Source organism: Micromonospora kangleipakensis (assembly GCF_004217615.1).
GTDB lineage: Bacteria > Actinomycetota > Actinomycetes > Mycobacteriales > Micromonosporaceae > Micromonospora > Micromonospora kangleipakensis.
Genome location: NZ_SHLD01000001.1, coordinates 1,335,327 through 1,351,935, shown reverse-complemented (window position 1 = coordinate 1,351,935; position 16,609 = coordinate 1,335,327). Strand labels below are relative to the sequence as shown.

The window sequence follows — 16,609 nt, the reverse complement described above, 5'->3', positions numbered from 1 at the left end:
CAAAGACCGGTCCCCGGGACGGGAACCGGTCTTTCGAGGGCGATCTCCGGCGTCACTCGCCGGTGGGCGACACCACGTAGAAGCGCGGCATGGGCAGCACCCGCATCCGGAGCCGGGCGCCGGAGCGGCGCAGCTGCCAGGTGAGCGCGAGCAGCGCGGCGCCCAGCGAGATCAGCCCGCCGATCCAGATGCTCGCCCCGGCGCCGAAGGTCTCGGCCACCCAGCCGATCACCGGCGCGCCCACCGGGTTGGTGCCCAGGAACACCAGCACCCAGAGCGCCATGACCCGGCCGCGGAAGGCGGCGTCGACGCCGAGCTGGACCCGCTGGTTGGCGGCCTGGGCGAAGAAGACCATGAAGAACCCGGTCGGCAGCAGCAGCGCCACCACCAGCCAGTACGCCCCCGCGAGCCCGACCAGGGTGCCGAAGCTGGCGCAGCCGATCGCCGCGCCGAGCACCAGCCAGACCGACGGGCGGCTACGTCGTCCGGTGCCGGCCAGCGCTCCGGCCAGCGCGCCGCAGGCCAGGGCGGTGCTGAACAGGCCGAACGAGGCGGCGCCGGTGTTGAACACGGTCTTGGCGAGCGCGGCGAGGGTGAGCTGGAAGTTGAACAGGGTCATGCCGACCACGGACATCAGGGCCATCGGCAGCAGCAGGTCGGCCCGGCGCCAGACGTAGCGCAGCCCGTCGATCACCTTCGCCTGGTCCCGCTCGCCGACCGGCGGGAGGTCCTTGCGGTGCAGGTCGGTCGCGCGCATCCGGACCACGTTGACCAGCGGGGCGATCGAGCTGAGCGCGCTGAAGAGGAAGACCGGGCCGACGTCGAAGGCGGCGATGGCCAGGCCGGCGAGGGCCGGGCCGATGATCCGGGCCGAGTTGAAGGTGGCCGCGTTGAGGGAGAGCGCGTTCGGCAGCAGCGGCATGCCGACCAGTTCGGAGACGAAGGCCTGGCGGACCGGGGTCTCCACCGCGTTGGCCACGCCGAGCAGGACCGCGAACGCGAAGACGTGCCATAGCTGCACCAGCCCGGTAAGCACCAGGAGGCTCATCCCCAGCGCCAGCACGGTCCAGAACGCGTTGGCGACGAAGAGCAGCAGCCGCTTGTCGTACCGGTCGGCGAGGCGGCCGGAGAGCAGGGTGAGCAGCAGTACGGGGGTGAACTGGAGCGCGGTGACCACGCCGAGCGCGGTGGCGGAGTTGTCGGAGAGCTCGAGGACGAGCCAGTCCTGGGCGATGAACATCATCCAGACGCCGATCAGTTTGATCAGCTGTCCGGTGGCGAAGAGTCGGTAGTTACGGACTCGTAGGGACTGGAACATCGTGCTCAGCTTCGCCTGCACTCTTGGTGCGCCTCCTTGCGGTCGTACGCGTCATCCAGCGTGGACGGCGCGGACCGCGGGGCGCTCGAGTCAGGCGCGAGCGAGCTGCTGGAGGATCTCGGCGGCCCGCCGCAGCGTGTCGCGTTCGTCCTCCGTGAGCGCGGCCAGTCGGCTGGCCAGCCACTCGTTGCGGGCCCGCTCGAACTGGTCGAGCACGGCCCGTCCCCCCTCGGTAGGCGCCAGGATGACCTGCCGGCCGTCGGTCGGATGGGGGGTGCGCTGCACGAGGCCGCGCTCCTCCAACTTCGCGACGATCTTGGTCATCGTCGGCGGCTGCACCCGCTCGATGTCGGCCAGTTCCCGGGGCGTCAGCGCGCCCGCCAGCTTGAGGCTGGTGAGCGCGGAGAGCTGGGTGACCGTGAGGTCGCCGACCGGTCGGGCCTGTCGGACCCGCCGGTTGAGCCGGGTGATCGCATCACGCAGCTGAGGGGCCAGCTGCGCCGGTGGCACGCGTTTCGCCGTCACCGTCCGCTCCGTCACAATCGTTAGCTTAACTAATGAGCCTGGCTAACGACATGCGATATGACCATGCTCACCAGGAGGTTTATCCTGTTCCGGGCTGGGCATCCGATTCGACACCCAGCCACGGCCCAGATCTACAGCACCGCGGACTCGATCGGCCCGCGCAGGAAGTACAGCACGAAGAGCGCCGCCACCGCGTACAGCAAGGGGTGGATCTCCCGCGCCTTCCCCCGCGCCAGCTTGACCAGCACGTAGGTGATGACGCCGGCGCCGATGCCGTTCGAGATCGAATAGGTGAACGGCATCAGCACGATGGTGAGGAACGCGGGAATCGCGATCTCGTAGTCGGTCCAGTCGATGGTCCGCACCGCCGTCATCATCAGGAAGCCGACCACCACCAGCGCCGTCGAGGCCGCCTCGAACGGCACCACCACGGCCAGCGGCGCCAGGAACATGGCCAGCAGGAACAGGCCGCCGGTGACCAGGTTGGCCACGCCGGTCCGGGCGCCCTCCGCGACACCGGCCGCGCTCTCGATGTACGACGTGTTGCTGGAGACGCTGGCCGCACCACCCGCCGCCGCGGCGATCGAGTCGACCAGCAGGATCTCCTTCGCCCGCGGCGGGGTGCCCCGCTCGTCGAGCATGCCCCCCTCCTGGCCGATGGCGACCATCGTGCCCATGGTGTCGAAGAAGTCCGTGATCAGCAGGGTGAAGACGAACATCAGCGGGACCAGCCAGCCGACCCGGCTCCACGAGCCCAGCACGTCGAAGTCGCCGAGCAGCGAGAGGTTCGGGACGTCGACGATCTTCTCCGGCAGCGTCGGCACGTTCAACGCCCAGCCCTTCGGGTTGGGCTTCCCGTTCACGAAGGACGGGCCGATGTGGCCGATCGCCTCCACGATGATCGCCAGCACGGTGGAGGTGAGGATGCCGATCAGGATCGCGCCGCGTACCCGGCGGACCACCAGCACCACGGTGAGCAGCAGGCCCACCACGAAGACCAGCATCGGCCAGCTGACGATCTTGCCGCTGACGCCCAGGCCGACCGGCACGGTGGTGTTGGCGATGTCCGGCAGCCGCCGGACGAAGCCGGCGTCGACCAGGCCGATGAGGGTGAGGAAGAGACCGATGCCGACGCCGATCGCGGTCTTGAGCTGGGTCGGCACCGAGCGGAACACCGCCGTGCGCAGCCCGGTGAGCACGAGGATGCCGATCACCACACCCTCGATCACCACCAGGCCCATGGCGTCCGCCCAGGTCATCTCCGGCGCGATCTCGAACGCCACCAGCGCGTTCACGCCGAGACCGGCGGCGAGCGCCATCGGGAACCGCCCGACGACCCCCATCAGGATGGTCATCAGGCCGGCGACCAGCGCGGTCGCGGCGGCCAGCGCGGGGATGGCGAGCTTCCGGCCGGCACCGTCGACGGCGCCGCCCAGGATGAGCGGGTTGAGCACCACGATGTACGCCATCGTGAAGAAGGTGGCCAGGCCCCCGCGTACCTCGCGGCCCGCGGTCGAACCGCGGGCGGAGATCTCGAAGAACCGGTCGACCGCGTTGCGGGGGTGGGTGGGATCGGGCGGGGTACCGCCGTCCGGCGGGGCAATGGCCATCAGGTCCTCGCAGGTGATCTACCGTCGGTCGCGCGCATCGTCCCAGATCACCCGGCCGGCGGGGAAGGCCGATCGCGTACCCTTTCCCCGTGCCAGAAGAGCAACCGCCGCGGCCCGAACCCCTCGACCCCCCGATGGTGCCGATCGCCGTCGCCGGGCTGGTCGCCTGGGCGGTGGTCGGGCTGGTCCTGCTGATCTTCTGTCGCGATTGGCTCACCGAGCACGGGCATCAGAACTGGCTCTGGACCTGCCTGGCCGGATTCCTGTGGGGCTTTCCCGGTCTCGCGGTGATGATGCGGCACGACGCCAACCGGCGCCGCCGCCGGGCGGCGCCCCGTCAGGACTGACGCTCAGGAGTGGCCGTACGGCTCCGCCGGCTCGGCGGACTCCACCGAGCCCGGGGCGCGGCTGACCGACACGGCCTCGACCGCGCTGTCGTCGTAGACGGTGGGCAGCTCGTCGACCGGGGTCTCGGCCGCCTCCACCAGCGTCTCCGAGTGGGCGCCGCAGCCGTGGTCGGCGCTCACCACCCGGCCGTCGTCGGGGGCGTAGAAGTTGCCGCAGGCGCCGAAGGACTGCCGGAGCGCGCCGGCGAGCGGCAGGTAGAACCCGCAGGTGCCGCAGCGGGCGGCGGCGGGCGCGGCCACCGAGATCGGGGCGGAGGGGCCGTGGTCGCCTTCGTACCAGCGCTGGGCGGCCTCGGTGCGGCCCTCGCGGGAGAGCACCCGGGGCCGGCCCAGGCCCAGCTCCCAGGCGGTCTCCTCCACGGCCGGGTCGTCGGAGAGCAGGTAGCCCGGGGCCAGCCGCTCGTCGTCGGCCGGGGTGGGCAGCAGGTCGCCGGGGCCGAGGTCACCCGGCTTGAGCCGCTCCTGCCAGGGCAGCCAGCCCGGGGCGAGCAGCGCGTCGGGGCCGGGCAGCAGGACCGTCTCGCAGATGGTGACGTGGCGGCTGCGCGGCACCCGGGTCACCGTGACGGCCCAGCGCCAGCCGCGGTAGCCGGCGAGGCGGCACTCGAAGTAGTGCGTGACGAGCCGGTCGCCCTCGGCGACGGCCTGCAGGTGGTCGCCGACGTCGGCGGGCTCCACCTCGGTGATGCCGGCGCGGGCCACCTCGACGGCGGCGGCGCAGACCTGGTCGAGGCGGGCGGCACGGGTGGAGGCGGGCCTGGTCACCCACCCATTGTTCCCCATGCCCACGGTCGAGTGACAGGCACTCCCCGGAGTCGTTCTCACCGGGTGGCGCGGCACACGTGGATCAGATGGGCGAGGATGGTGCACATGCCGCTGTCCTCCCGCTCCGGGCGGTCCGTCCTCGGGCGGACCGTCGGCACGGGCATCCGCGCCACCCGCCTGCTGCTCCGCGGTTCGGTCTCCGGCGGACGCTGGATGACCCGCCGGGCCGGGTCGGCCCGGGCGCGCAGCGCCGGCAACGAGGTCGGCATGGTCCGCCTCTTCGACCTGCACGCCATCTCCTGCGCCGGGGACACCCTGATCGCGATCGGCCTGGCCGGGACGATCTTCTTCGACGTGCCGCTCGGCGAGGCCCGCAACAAGGTCGCGCTCTACCTGCTCGTGACGATGGTGCCGTTCGCCATGCTCGCCCCCGTGGTCGGGCCGCTGCTCGACCACTTCCGGCACGGCCGCCGGTACGCCCTGGCGGCGACCATGCTGGGCCGGGCCTTCCTCGCCTGGTTGATCTCCGACTACATCGGCAGCTTCGGCCTGTACCCGGCCGCGTTCGGCGTGCTCGCCCTCTCCCGCGCGTACGGGGTGGCCCGCTCGGCGGCCGTGCCCCGGCTGCTGCCGGAGGGGATCGGGCTCTCCCAGGTCGGCGCCCGGGCCAGCGTCTACGGCACGGTGGCCGGGGCGCTGGTCGCCCCGATCGGGCTGGCCGCGTTCTGGTTCGGGGCGCAGTGGCCGCTCCGGGTCGCCTCGGTGATCTTCCTGGTCGGCATGGTGATCTCGCTGCGGCTGCCGCCGCGCGCCGACTCGGAGCCGCCGGAGCGGGTGCCCCGGCCGCTGCGGGCGCTGCGCCGACGGGACGGAGAACGGCCGCTGGGCCGGGGCCGCCCGGCCGGCCGGCTGGTGATCGCCACGCTGATCGGGGCGGCGGCGCTGCGCGGGGTGTACGGCTTCCTGCTGCTCTTCCTCGCCTTCGCGATCAAGGCGGGCGACCTGACCACCGACTTCTTCGGTCGCACGCTGAGCGCCGAGGTCGCGCTGGGCCTGGTCGGCGGCGCGCTGGCCATGGGGAGTTTCCTGGCCACCGCGGTCGGCACCCGGCTGCGCATCCACCGACCGGCCGCGATCCAGTCCAGCGGCACCATCATCGTGGCCGGCGTCGCGGTCCTCGCCGCGCTGAAGTTCTCGCTGCCCATGGTGGCGCTGCTCTGCCTGGTGGCCGCCCTGATCAGCGGGATCGCCAAGCTCGCGGTCGACGCGTCGATCCAGGAGCGGATCCCGGAGCGGCTGCGGGCGAGCTCGTTCGCCCACTCCGAGACCGCGCTGATGCTCGCCTTCGTGGCCGGCGGCGGGCTCGGGCTCGTGCCCTTCACCGGCCGGATCGGGGTCGCGGTGGTGGCCGGCGTCGCGGCCCTGGTGGCCGCGCGCGGCCTGGTGGTGGCCGGCCGGCTGCGCAACGAGCGGCTGCTCGGGCGGCCGCTCGGTGACGACGAGCTGGCCGCCGAGCAGGGCGGGTTCGGCGATCCGACGCCCACCTCGCCGGCCCCCTCCCGGGGCGGTACGCCGGCCCCGGTCGACGACGAGGGTCTAGCGCCGCCCGGCTACCACATCTACCGGCCCTCCTCCTCGGTCGGCGGGCCGGGCGGGGCCGAGGAGGAGAACCGGCGGGAACCGCGCGGACCGGTCGCGTGACCGGCCTGCTGGTGGTGACCGCCGTGCCCGCCGAGGCGGCGGCGCTCCAGGCGGGCCTCACCGACCCCTCCGTCACCGTCACCCCGGTCGGGGTGGGCCCGGCGGTCGCCGGCGCCGCCACCGCCCGGCTGCTCGCGCTCGCCGAGGCGGCCGGGCGACCGTACCGGGCGGTGGTGAGCGCGGGGATCGCCGGCGGCTTCGCCGGCCGGGTGGCGATCGGCGGGACCGTGCTGGCGACCCGCAGCGTGGCGGCGGACCTCGGCGCCGAGTCGCCGGGGGGCTTCATCCCGGTCGACGAGCTGGGCATGCCGGCGGAGCTGCTGGGCGGCGGGGTGTCCGTCCCCGCCGACCCCGGGCTGCTCGGGGCGCTCCGGACGGCGCTGCCGGGGGCGACGGTCGGCGCGGTGCTCACGGTCAGCACGGTGACGGGCACGGCCGCGAGCACCGAGGCGCTGGCCGAACGGCACCCCGACGCGGTGGCCGAGGCCATGGAGGGGTACGGCGTCGCCGTCGCCGCCGCTCAGGCCGGCCTGCCCTTCGCGGAGCTGCGGACGGTGTCGAACCCGATCGGACCGCGGGACCGGGGGACCTGGCGGATGAAGGAGGCCTTCGCCGCCCTCACCGAGGCGGCCGCCGCCCTGCGCTGACCGGCCGGTCCAGCCGGAGCGCCGAAGGCCGGCGCCACTCGACCCGGAAACCGCAGGCCCGCAGGAATCCGACACCGCCGAACTCGGCGACGGCGTGGACGGTGGCGACACCGGCGCGGTCCATCTCGGCGCGGAGCGCCTCCACCAGCCGGCGCCCGATGCCCAGCAGCCGGTGTTCGGGGGCGACCAGGACGCCGTCGAGGACCAGCTCTCGCTGGTCGTCCAGGTCGTACCCGAGCAGCAGGTCGACGCTGCGCTCGTGCGCCCGCAGCTCGCCGACGAGCTCGCCGTCGGGCAGCTCGGCGAGGAACCGCCACGAGGTCGCGGGGAGGCCATCGCCCGCGAACCGCCGCACCCGGGCCTCCCGCCGAACCTGGTCGCCCCGCCGCAGCCGATCCCGCTCGCCCCGATCCTGTACGTAGGTCACGGCCGGCAGGGACACCGGCCAGCGCTGAGGGGGAAGGTCCTGCCAGTGCGCCCACCAGGCGCCCGGCCAGTCCCGTGGCTGGCGTACCTCGCGGGCGTCCAGGTGGGCCGGGCAGTGCCGGCCGGCCGCGTCCCGCAACTCCTCGTGCGGCACGGCCGGCAGCGAACGGGCCGCGCCGGCCCTCGTCAGGGCGGCTGAGGCGGCCCCGACGACGGAGATCACGACGTGGCCGCCGACCGCCTCGACGAGCCGTTCGATGGTGCGGAAGCTCGGGTCGGGCGTCCGGCCCGACTCGATCCGGGCGATCGTCGCCTGCGGCACCCCGGACCGCTCGGCCAGTTGTCGCTGGCTCAGGTCGGCCTGGCGGCGTAGCGCCCGGAGCCTCACACCGAGGTCGACCCGTGGCCCGAACTCCGTCACCCCGCCATGCTCCGCCCCGCCCCACCCGCCTTCAACACCCTCCGGGCGGCTGTGGAAAACCCTGTGGAAAACGGCTGACGCTGGGGACGAGGATCAGGTGAGGAGCTACTACGAAGCTGATGACGTGGATGACTCACCTCGCCCGCCGGCCGGCCCGACCGGTGGCCGAGGTGCCTGATCCATTTACGTCATCAGCTTCGTAGCACCCGACACCGACGTTGCCGGTCCGCCGCATCCGAGCGCCGGCCGACCACGCCGGCGGCCGGACCGGCGGCGGGCGGGCTCACAGCGGGACGGGCGGGCCGGAGGCGGGGACGGGAGCGGGGCTAACGTGGGGGCGTGGCGCTCTCACTGGCGATCTCGCCCTGCCCCAACGACACGTTCGTCTTCGACGCCCTGGTGCACGGTCGGGTGCCCGGCGCCCCGCCGGTCGAGGTGACCTACGCCGACGTGGACGTCACCAACACGGCCGCCGAGCGCGGGGCATTCGACCTGGTCAAGGTGAGTTACGCGGCGCTGCCGTGGCTGCTGGACGACTACCACCTGCTGCCCTGCGGCGGGGCGCTCGGCCGCGGCTGCGGCCCCCTCGTGCTCACCCGGGGCGCCCGGACCGACCTCTCCGGCGCGACCGTGGCGGTGCCCGGCGAGCGCACCACGGCGTACCTGCTCTTCCGGCTCTGGTCGGCGGAGCGGCCACCGGCGCGGATCGAGGTGGTGCCGTTCCACGAGATCATGCCCGGGGTCGCCGCCGGCCGGTACGACGCCGGCCTGGTGATCCACGAGGCCCGGTTCACCTACCCGCGGCACGGGCTGACCGCCCTGGTCGACCTCGGCGAGTGGTGGGAGGGCGACACCGGCCTGCCGATCCCGCTCGGCGCGATCCTGGCCCGCAAGGGTGCCGTCGACCCGGTCGAGGCCGCCGCCTGGATCCGCGAGTCGGTACGCCAGGCGTGGGCCGACCCGGAGGCCAGCCGGGAGTACGTGCTCTCCCACGCGCAGGAGATGGAGCCCGACGTGGTGGACCGGCACATCGGCCTCTACGTCAACGAGTTCACCGCCGACCTGGGAGAGGCCGGCTTCGCCGCCGTCGAGGCGCTGCTGGGCCGGGCCACCGACGCCGGGCTCGTCCCTCAGACCTCCAGCTCGCGGGCGACCGCGTGGACCAGCTGAGCGACCTTCTGCGCGGTCTTCCGGTCCGGGAAGCGGCCCCGGCGCAGGTCCGGCTGGACCTTCGCCTCCAGCACCTTGATCATGTCCTCGACCAGGCCGTGCAGCTCCTCGGCCGGCCGGCGGCGCAGCTCCGCCACGGACGGCGGCGCCTCCAGCAGCTTGACCCCCATCGCCTGGGCGCCCCGGCGGCTGTCGACCACGCTGAAGTCGACCCGCTGACCACCCTGCAGGTCGCTGACGCCCGCCGGTAGCGCGCCCTTGGGCAGGAACACGTCGCCACCCTCGTCACTGGTGACGAACCCGTATCCCTTGGCCGCGTCATACCACTTCACTCGACCCGTCGGCACCTGAGAACCCCTGCTTCGCTCGAGACGTCTACTGCTCCCAGGCTAGCCCGATGATCCGGTCCAGCGCCGCCGGGAATCCGGTGAGATCACCCAGCACCAGGTGCGCCCCGGCGGCCGACAACTCCGCCGGCGAGCAGGGCCCGGTCGCCACCCCCACGCCCGGGATGCCCGCCGCCTCCGCCGCGACCATGTCCGCCACGTGGTCCCCGACGTAGAGGGTGGCCCCGTGCTCCCGCAGCGCGGTCGCCTTCTCCTCCGCGAACAGGTCCCCGGCCAGCTCGTCGACCGCCAGCCCCAGGTGGTCCAGGTGCAGCTTCGCCAGCCGGCCGATCTTCGAGGTCACCACCATGACCCGGCCGCCGCGCGCGTGCACGGCCCCGATCGCCGCCGCCGCGCCGGGCATCGGCAGGGTCGGCGTGATCGCGTACGCCGGGTAGAGCTCCCGGTACGCGGTCACCGTCTCCTCCACCCGCTCCGGCGGGAACCACCGGGCGATCTCGGTACGCAACGGCGGGCCCAGCCGGGACACCGCCGCGTCGGCGTCCACGTACACACCGGTCCGCGCGGTCAGGGCCCGGTAGGCCGCCGCGATCCCGGGACGGGAGTCGACCAGGGTCATGTCGAGGTCGAAACCGACCATCAGAGCAGGCATGCCGAGAACGTACCCGCCCAACCCCGGCGAGCCGGACGTCCGAGGGGCGGGACGGCCCCCGGCCGGGCTAGCGTGGAACGACGATGACCACCTCACTCGCCGACCAGCTGCGGACGCTCCCCGACGAGTCCCTCGCCGCCCTGCTCCAACTGCGGCCGGACCTCGTCGTGCCGGTGCCGGCCGACATCTCCGCCCTGGCCATCCGCGCCCAGTCCCGGGTCTCCGTGGCCCGCGCCCTCGACGGGCTGGACCAGTTCACCCTCCAGATCCTCGACGCCGCCCGGCTCACCCGCGACCCCGGGTCCGGGGGCACCGCCACCGAGGCGATCCTGGCGATGGCCACCGCCGGCCCGCACCCGCCCGCCCCGACCGCCGTCCGCGCCGCGGTGAGCAGGCTCCGCGCGCTCTTCCTGCTCTACGGCCCCGAGCACGACCTGCACGTGGTGGCCGGCGTCGACGAGGTCTCCCCGTACCCGGCGGGACTGGGCCGACCGGCGGCGGACCTGGACCCACGCACGGCGGCCCTCTGCGCGGACCCGGCGAAGCTGCGCCGGACGCTGCTGGCCGCTCCCCCGTCAGCCCGGGCGATCCTGGACCGGCTCGCGGCCGGCCCGCCGGTGGGCAGCGTGCCCCCGGGCGCGCTGCAGGCCCCCGCCGTCGGCGCGGAGGACAGCCTGCCCCCGGACGCCACCAACGGCGGCGCGCCGACCGGCTCCCCGATCCGCTGGCTGGTCGACCACCGGCTGCTCGTGCGGGTGTCGGGCGGCAAGGACGGCGGCACCGTCGAACTCCCCCGCGAGGTGGGCCTGCTGCTGCGTCGGGACAGCGGCCCGCTCGGCCCGCTGCGCACCAGCCCACCCCGGCTGGCGAGCCCGACGCGGGAGCCGAAGGCCGCCGACTCCGCCGGGGCCGGGCAGACCATGGAGGTGGTACGCCACACCGAGGCGCTGTTGGAGGCGCTCGCCGCCGAACCGGCCACGGTGCTCCGCTCCGGCGGCGTCGGCGTCCGCGACCTGCGCCGGCTGGCCCGGGGCCTCGGCCTGGACGACCCGACCACCGCGCTGCTCTTCGAGGTGGCGTACGCGGCCGGGCTGCTCGGGGAGCTCGACCTGACCGGCAGCGCCACCACCCGGTACGGCGGCGACCAGCAGGTCCTGCCCACCGGCGGGTACGAGGTGTGGCGGGCCAGTTCGCTCGCGCAGCGCTGGGAGCAGCTGGCCCGGGCCTGGCTGACCATGACCCGTCAGGTGGGCCTGGTCGGCCAGCGGGACGACCGGGACCGGCCGATCTCGGTGCTCTCCGCCGAGGCGGAACGGGCCGGCGCGCCGGCCGCCCGTCGGGCCGTGCTGGGGGTGCTGGCCGACCTGGAACCGGCGACCGCGCCGACCCCGGACGAGGTGCTGGAGCTGCTGGACTGGCGGGCGCCCCGGCGCGCCCGGGGCCGGGAGACCGCGCACCGCGAGGTGCTGGCCGAGGCGGCCCAGCTCGGCGTGACCGGGCTCGGCGCGCTCACCTCGTACGGGCGGCTGCTGCTCGCCGACGTGGCCGAGGCCGACGAGCGGGGCGCGGACGACCCGCTGGGGCTGCGCTCCGACGCCGAGTCGGGCGAGCCGTCCACCGCCGTCCGCGCGCTGGACGCCCTGCTCCCCGCCCCGGTCGACCATTTCCTGGTGCAGGCCGACCTGACCGTGGTGGTGCCCGGTCCGCCCGACCCGGCGCTCGCCGCCGAGCTGGAGGTGGTGGCCGAGCACGAGTCGGCGGGCGGGGCCAGCGTGCACCGGGTCACCACGGCCAGCGTCCGGCGTGCCCTGGACGCCGGCTACTCGGCCGGCGACCTGCACAGCCTGTTCCGCCGCCGGTCCCGGACCCCGGTGCCGCAGGGGCTGACCTACCTGGTGGACGACGTGGCGCGCAAGCACGGCGGGCTGCGGGTCGGCTCCGCCGGGGGCTACGTCCGCAGCGACGACGAGGCGCTGCTCACCGAGGTGCTGAGCGACCGGCGGCTGGAGCCGCTGGCGTTCCGCCGGCTGGCCCCGACGGTGCTCTCCACCCCGTACCAGGTGGGACGGATGCTGATCGCGCTGCGCGACGCCGGCTACGCGCCGGTGCCGGAGGACGCCAGCGGCGCGACGGTGCTGGCCCGGCCGAAGACCCGGCGGGCGCCGGCCCGGGTGCCGGTGTCCAGCCGGACCCTCGACCCGCTGGCGGCGCCGAAGCTGGCGCTGCCCCGGCTGCTCGGCGTGGTGGAGCAGATCCGGCGCGGCGAGGCGGCGGCGCGGGCGGCCCGGCGGGCCCCGGCGGTGGTCCGCGGCGGCGTGGCGCGCACCGGGCCGGCGCCGGCGCACGGGCACAGCGAGGCGCTCGCCGTGCTCCAGCAGGCGGTCCGCGACAAGGCGCTGGTCTGGGTCGGGTACGTGGACGCGCACGGGGCGACCGCGTCCCGGCTGCTCCGGCCGGTGTCGATCGGGGCGGGCTACCTGCGCGCCGAGGACGAGCGGACGGAGATGCTGCACACCTTCGCCCTGCACCGGATCACCGCGGCGGTGCTGGAGGACTGAGCCGGCCGGTCAGCGCCCGTTGCGCCGGACCGTGCCGATCACCGAGACGGCCAGCAGCAGCGCGAACCCGGCGCCGGCCGACTCGCCGACCGAGTCGACGAAGCCCTGCCGCTGCACCAGCAGCCCGAAGAGGAACCAGCCGACCAGGCCGACGGCGGCCGCCGTGTAGCCGACCAGGGCGGCCGTGGAGACCTCGTGGGCCGGTGCCCGATCGTCGTCGGGGATCGCGTCGTGGATCGCGTCGTGGTCGACCGTCATCTCCCGCCCCCGTCCCGTGCGGACCTGACCTCCAGCGTGTCACCCGGCGGGCGGCGGTGACAGGGGACAAAACCCTGATCCGGTTGGCCCGATCAGGTGCCGGGGCGGCGGCCGAAGACGACCACCCGGGTGCCGATGGAGCCCAACTCCCAGAGCCGGACGGCGTCGGCGTGCAGCAGGTTCACGCAGCCGTGCGAGCCGATCGCCCCGTTGTGCAGGTACGTGGTGGTCTCGTGGAAGCCGATCCCGCCGTTGAACCGCTGCCAGTAGGGCAGCCACACCTCGTACGGGTTGGACCACTCCCGGAGGTTCCGCCCGCCGACCCGGTAGGTGCCGGTCGGGGTCGCGTACCCGGCCATGCCGGTGCGGGTGACGGTGGGCCCCATGACCACCGTGCCGCCGCGCATCGCCCAGACGGTCTGCCGGGTCAGGTCGATGCAGAAGGTGAGCCCCGCACCCGCCCGGCAGCGGCGGACGTCGGTGCCGGCGAGCCGCTTCGCCACGTCGTACGTGGTGGCGCCGGCGCGGCCCGCGGCCGGGCTGATGCCGTAGCGGCGCTGGAACCGCTTGATGGCGGCGCAGTCGGCGGCGGACTGCCGGCCGTCCACGGTCAGCTTCCCGAACCCGCCCAACCGGGCCAGGTACGTCTCCACGGCCCGTTGGTGCTCGCCCTGCGGGCAGCCGGTGAAGCCGGAGCTGCTCGGCTTCGGCGTGGCGCTCGGCTTCGGTGTCGCCGTGCGGCTGGGCTTCGGCGTGGCCGTCCGGCTCGGCTGCGCCGGCGGGGACCCGGTCGGTTGGCCCGGCGTGGGCGCCGCGCTCGCCCCCGATGCCCGTTCCGTCACGCCGACGGGGGCCGGCGCGGCAGCGCCGGATCCGTCGCCCTGCGGATCGAGCGCGCACGCACCGACGCCGACCAGCAGAACCGCTGCCAGGGCGACGGCCCGGGCGACAAACCGGACATGCTGCATGGGCCCTCCCCTGGACAGTTGTTCCGCTCTCTAGACGTGCGGGAAGACCAGCACGTTGCCTGCCGGCCGTGACTTTTTCCGGACACCTTCCCGCGTGCAACACTGGATGGTCCGCCTTCGGCAGGTCAGCCGGCCGACGGGCGAGGAAATCCGGCAAGGGAGAGGGCGCTGGCGTGAGCGGTGGACCACTGATCGTGCAGTCGGACAAGACCCTGCTGCTGGAGATCGACCACCCGGACGCGCAGGCGTGCCGGATGGCGATCGCGCCCTTCGCCGAGCTGGAGCGCTCTCCCGAGCACGTGCACACCTACCGGCTGACCCCGCTGGGGCTGTGGAACGCCCGGGCCGCCGGCCACGACGCCGAGGGCGTGGTGGACACGCTGATCAAGTACTCCCGCTACCCGGTGCCGCACGGGCTGCTGGTGGACGTGGCCGAGACGATGGACCGGTACGGCCGGCTCCAGCTCGCCAACGACCCGGCGCACGGCCTGGTGCTGCGCGCGCTGGACCGGCTGGTGCTGATCGAGGTCGCCAAGAGCAAGAAGCTCGCCGGCATGCTCGGCGACCGGATCGACGACGACACCATCCAGGTGCACCCGTCCGAGCGGGGCCGGCTCAAGCAGGCGCTGCTGAAGCTGGGCTGGCCGGCGGAGGACCTGGCCGGGTACGTCGACGGCGAGGCGCACCCGATCGAGCTGGCCGAGGCCGGCAAGGACGGGCGCAAGCCGTGGACGCTGCGGTCGTACCAGCGGGAGGCCGTGGAGGCGTTCTGGGCCGGCGGGTCGGGCGTGGTCGTGCTCCCCTGCGGCGCGGGCAAGACGCTGGTCGGCGCGGCGGCGATGGCCGAGGCGAAGGCGACCACCCTGATCCTGGTGACCAACACCGTGGCGGGCCGGCAGTGGAAGCGGGAGCTGATCGCCCGCACCTCGCTGACCGAGGAGGAGATCGGCGAGTACTCGGGCGAGCGCAAGGAGATCCGTCCGGTCACCATCGCCACGTACCAGGTGCTCACCTCGCGGCGCGGCGGCCAGTTCACCCACCTGGACCTGTTCGGCGCCCGCGACTGGGGCCTGGTCATCTACGACGAGGTGCACCTGCTGCCCGCGCCGATCTTCCGGTTCACCGCGGACCTCCAGGCCCGCCGCCGGCTAGGGCTGACGGCGACGCTGGTCCGCGAGGACGGCCGGGAGGGCGACGTGTTCAGCCTGATCGGCCCCAAGCGGTACGACGCGCCGTGGAAGGACATCGAGTCGCAGGGCTGGATCGCCCCGGCCGAGTGCACCGAGGTACGGGTCACGCTGACCGACGCGGAGCGGATGACGTACGCGACGGCGGAGGCCGAGGAGCGGTACCGGATGGCGGCGACCGCCCGGACCAAGCTGCCGGTGGTTCGCGCGCTCGTGGACCGGCACCCGAACGACCAGGTGCTGGTCATCGGCGCGTACATCGACCAGCTGCACCAGCTCGGCGAATACCTCGACGCGCCGATCATCCAGGGTTCGACGACCAACAAGGAGCGGGAGCGGCTGTTTGACGCGTTCCGCTCCGGGGAGATCCGCACCCTGGTCATCTCCAAGGTCGGCAACTTCTCGATCGACCTGCCCGAGGCGGCGGTGGCGATCCAGGTGTCGGGCACGTTCGGCTCGCGGCAGGAGGAGGCGCAGCGGCTCGGCCGGGTGCTGCGGCCGAAGGCCGACGGCCGGCAGGCGCACTTCTACACGGTGGTCTCCCGGGACACCATCGACACCGAGTACGCCGCCCACCGGCAGCGCTTCCTCGCCGAGCAGGGGTACGCCTACACCATCGTGGACGCCGACGACGTCCTCGGCCCGAAGCTGCCGAGTGTGGACTGACCTGCGTTGATCGGCTCCGCCTCCGGGATGTTGCGGTGTCCGGGTCACCCCGACACCCCCACGTCCCAGAGACGGAGCTGATAACTGTGCGAGCCTCGGGGACATGCGCCGGGACCACTTGTCCTTCGTACTCGCTATGGACCTGATGTCGTAAACGACTCAGCCGTTAGCGCCTTCCTCGACTCGACAACGAACACTCCGAGTCCAAGCGGCTGAGGCCGCCGATCCGGGCGAGGTGAAGATCGCCTTGGAGCGCCCCGGGCCAGCTACTGGACGGGTGCGGTCCGCGGCGACGGTGCCACAGTCAAGATCCCGGAGTGCCCGGGCGTTCGCCGCGACAAACTGCCGCTCACGGTCGAAATGCTCCCGGTGCCTGGACACGCCCCGCCGTGCAGGTGGAGCTCCGGTGGTACGGCCGCCGTCCACTGTGTTGCTGTCGACAGCGTTCCCGCCGGCGCTCCGGCCGGACCTGACCCCCGCCGGGGGGAGCCTGGTCGGCGTTGTCGGCCAGTGTCAGCGGGTGTTGTTCCCTGTGGTCCTGCCCTCGGTGTCTGCCGGCCGCGACCGTCGCTGTCGATCGCGCACCACGGCGTTTCGCTGACTTCCTGCTGACTCGTGGGGCATTGGGCGACGGCGCGTCGCGGTGTTTCCACCGCCGACCTTCCGATTTTCAGATCCAGGCGTCCGGTCATACACGCGCTTTTGCCGATGCGTAAGCGGCTGCTGGCTGTGGGGTCGTTGTTACGGGAACAGACGCTGTTGTCGTCATGCTGCCGTCAGGAATGTCCGGTCGGCTGCCTCCAGCAACCCGGGTCGGTGTTGTCGCAAACTGGCCCGTCCACCACCCCACACGGCTAATCATCTGGGGGTGTGGCGGAGCGTGACCTCTTCGTCCCGAACGGCCGTCGATGCTGGCAGCCGCTATCGGACGCCGCCGCTTATTCGCGGCGACCCGAGGTCGGCGGCCGCCTCCGCTTTTGCGT

The 16,609-nt window shown here is 73.7% G+C and carries 15 protein-coding genes; 6 read left to right on the top strand and 9 right to left on the bottom strand.

The genetic code is table 11. The features are described from left to right. Positions 1-52 precede the first annotated feature (52 nt). The 3 genes from EV384_RS06570 to EV384_RS06560 all read right to left on the bottom strand — a co-directional run bounded on the left by EV384_RS06570 (position 53) and on the right by EV384_RS06560 (position 3,453). A complete protein-coding gene (locus EV384_RS06570) occupies positions 53-1,339 on the bottom strand; it encodes an MFS transporter (protein WP_130331068.1) in 1,287 nt (428 codons plus the stop codon). 69 nt (positions 1,340-1,408) lie between these two features. Next, positions 1,409-1,858: a MarR family winged helix-turn-helix transcriptional regulator gene (locus EV384_RS06565; RefSeq protein ID WP_207232247.1), complete on the bottom strand. Its 450-nt coding sequence runs from the start codon at positions 1,856-1,858 to the stop codon at positions 1,409-1,411. A gap of 116 nt (positions 1,859-1,974) precedes the next feature. After that, on the bottom strand, positions 1,975-3,453 hold the full coding sequence (locus EV384_RS06560; protein ID WP_130331066.1) for an NCS2 family permease: 1,479 nt from the start codon (positions 3,451-3,453) through the stop codon (positions 1,975-1,977). Positions 3,454-3,542: 89 nt separating this feature from the next. Between EV384_RS06560 and EV384_RS06555 the strand changes: the two genes are divergently transcribed. Next, on the top strand, positions 3,543-3,800 hold the full coding sequence (locus tag EV384_RS06555; protein ID WP_130331065.1) for a DUF2530 domain-containing protein: 258 nt from the start codon (positions 3,543-3,545) through the stop codon (positions 3,798-3,800). A 3-nt stretch (positions 3,801-3,803) separates the two neighbouring features. Here the strand turns inward: EV384_RS06555 and EV384_RS06550 are convergent, their stop codons facing one another. Next, positions 3,804-4,643, bottom strand: a complete 840-nt coding sequence (locus EV384_RS06550; protein WP_130331064.1) for a DUF3027 domain-containing protein — start codon at positions 4,641-4,643, stop codon at positions 3,804-3,806. Between the two features lie 87 nt (positions 4,644-4,730). On the opposite strand from EV384_RS06550, the gene EV384_RS06545 reads away from it, so the two are divergent. Both EV384_RS06545 and EV384_RS35825 read left to right on the top strand, forming a co-directional pair. After that, positions 4,731-6,326, top strand: a complete 1,596-nt coding sequence (locus EV384_RS06545; protein WP_130331063.1) for an MFS transporter — start codon at positions 4,731-4,733, stop codon at positions 6,324-6,326. Next, on the top strand, positions 6,323-6,973 hold the full coding sequence (locus EV384_RS35825) for a futalosine hydrolase (RefSeq protein WP_242623961.1): 651 nt from the start codon (positions 6,323-6,325) through the stop codon (positions 6,971-6,973). The genes EV384_RS06545 and EV384_RS35825 overlap by 4 nt, the downstream gene beginning before the upstream one ends. Here the strand turns inward: EV384_RS35825 and EV384_RS35820 are convergent. Then, complete coding sequence (locus tag EV384_RS35820) at positions 6,945-7,820, bottom strand: GNAT family N-acetyltransferase (protein WP_242623960.1); 876 nt, start codon at positions 7,818-7,820, stop codon at positions 6,945-6,947. The two genes, EV384_RS35825 and EV384_RS35820, sit on opposite strands and share 29 nt — an antisense overlap. A gap of 339 nt (positions 7,821-8,159) precedes the next feature. On the opposite strand from EV384_RS35820, the gene EV384_RS06535 reads away from it, so the two are divergent. Beyond that, on the top strand, positions 8,160-8,990 hold the full coding sequence (locus EV384_RS06535; RefSeq protein WP_130331062.1) for a 1,4-dihydroxy-6-naphtoate synthase: 831 nt from the start codon (positions 8,160-8,162) through the stop codon (positions 8,988-8,990). Here the strand turns inward: EV384_RS06535 and EV384_RS06530 are convergent. Further along, positions 8,951-9,337 carry a cold-shock protein gene (locus tag EV384_RS06530; protein ID WP_130331061.1) on the bottom strand — a complete coding sequence of 129 codons (387 nt, stop codon included), beginning with the start codon at positions 9,335-9,337 and terminating at the stop codon, positions 8,951-8,953. The two genes, EV384_RS06535 and EV384_RS06530, sit on opposite strands and share 40 nt — an antisense overlap. Positions 9,338-9,365: 28 nt before the next feature. Continuing rightward, the gene (locus tag EV384_RS06525) at positions 9,366-9,989 is read right to left on the bottom strand and encodes an HAD family hydrolase (protein WP_130331060.1); all 624 of its coding nucleotides are present in this window, start codon (positions 9,987-9,989) and stop codon (positions 9,366-9,368) included. An 83-nt stretch (positions 9,990-10,072) separates the two neighbouring features. On the opposite strand from EV384_RS06525, the gene EV384_RS06520 reads away from it, so the two are divergent. After that, on the top strand, positions 10,073-12,547 hold the full coding sequence (locus tag EV384_RS06520; RefSeq protein ID WP_130331058.1) for a helicase-associated domain-containing protein: 2,475 nt from the start codon (positions 10,073-10,075) through the stop codon (positions 12,545-12,547). A 9-nt stretch (positions 12,548-12,556) separates the two neighbouring features. On the opposite strand, the gene EV384_RS06515 is transcribed toward EV384_RS06520, so the two are convergent. Continuing rightward, positions 12,557-12,805 (bottom strand): hypothetical protein, encoded by a 249-nt coding sequence (locus tag EV384_RS06515; protein ID WP_130331056.1) that lies wholly within the window; start codon positions 12,803-12,805, stop codon positions 12,557-12,559. Positions 12,806-12,897: 92 nt separating this feature from the next. Further along, the gene (locus tag EV384_RS06510) at positions 12,898-13,773 is read right to left on the bottom strand and encodes a L,D-transpeptidase family protein (protein ID WP_130331054.1); all 876 of its coding nucleotides are present in this window, start codon (positions 13,771-13,773) and stop codon (positions 12,898-12,900) included. Between the two features lie 173 nt (positions 13,774-13,946). On the opposite strand from EV384_RS06510, the gene EV384_RS06505 reads away from it, so the two are divergent. Then, on the top strand, positions 13,947-15,626 hold the full coding sequence (locus tag EV384_RS06505; protein WP_130331052.1) for a DNA repair helicase XPB: 1,680 nt from the start codon (positions 13,947-13,949) through the stop codon (positions 15,624-15,626). The last annotated feature ends 983 nt before the right edge of the window (positions 15,627-16,609 follow it).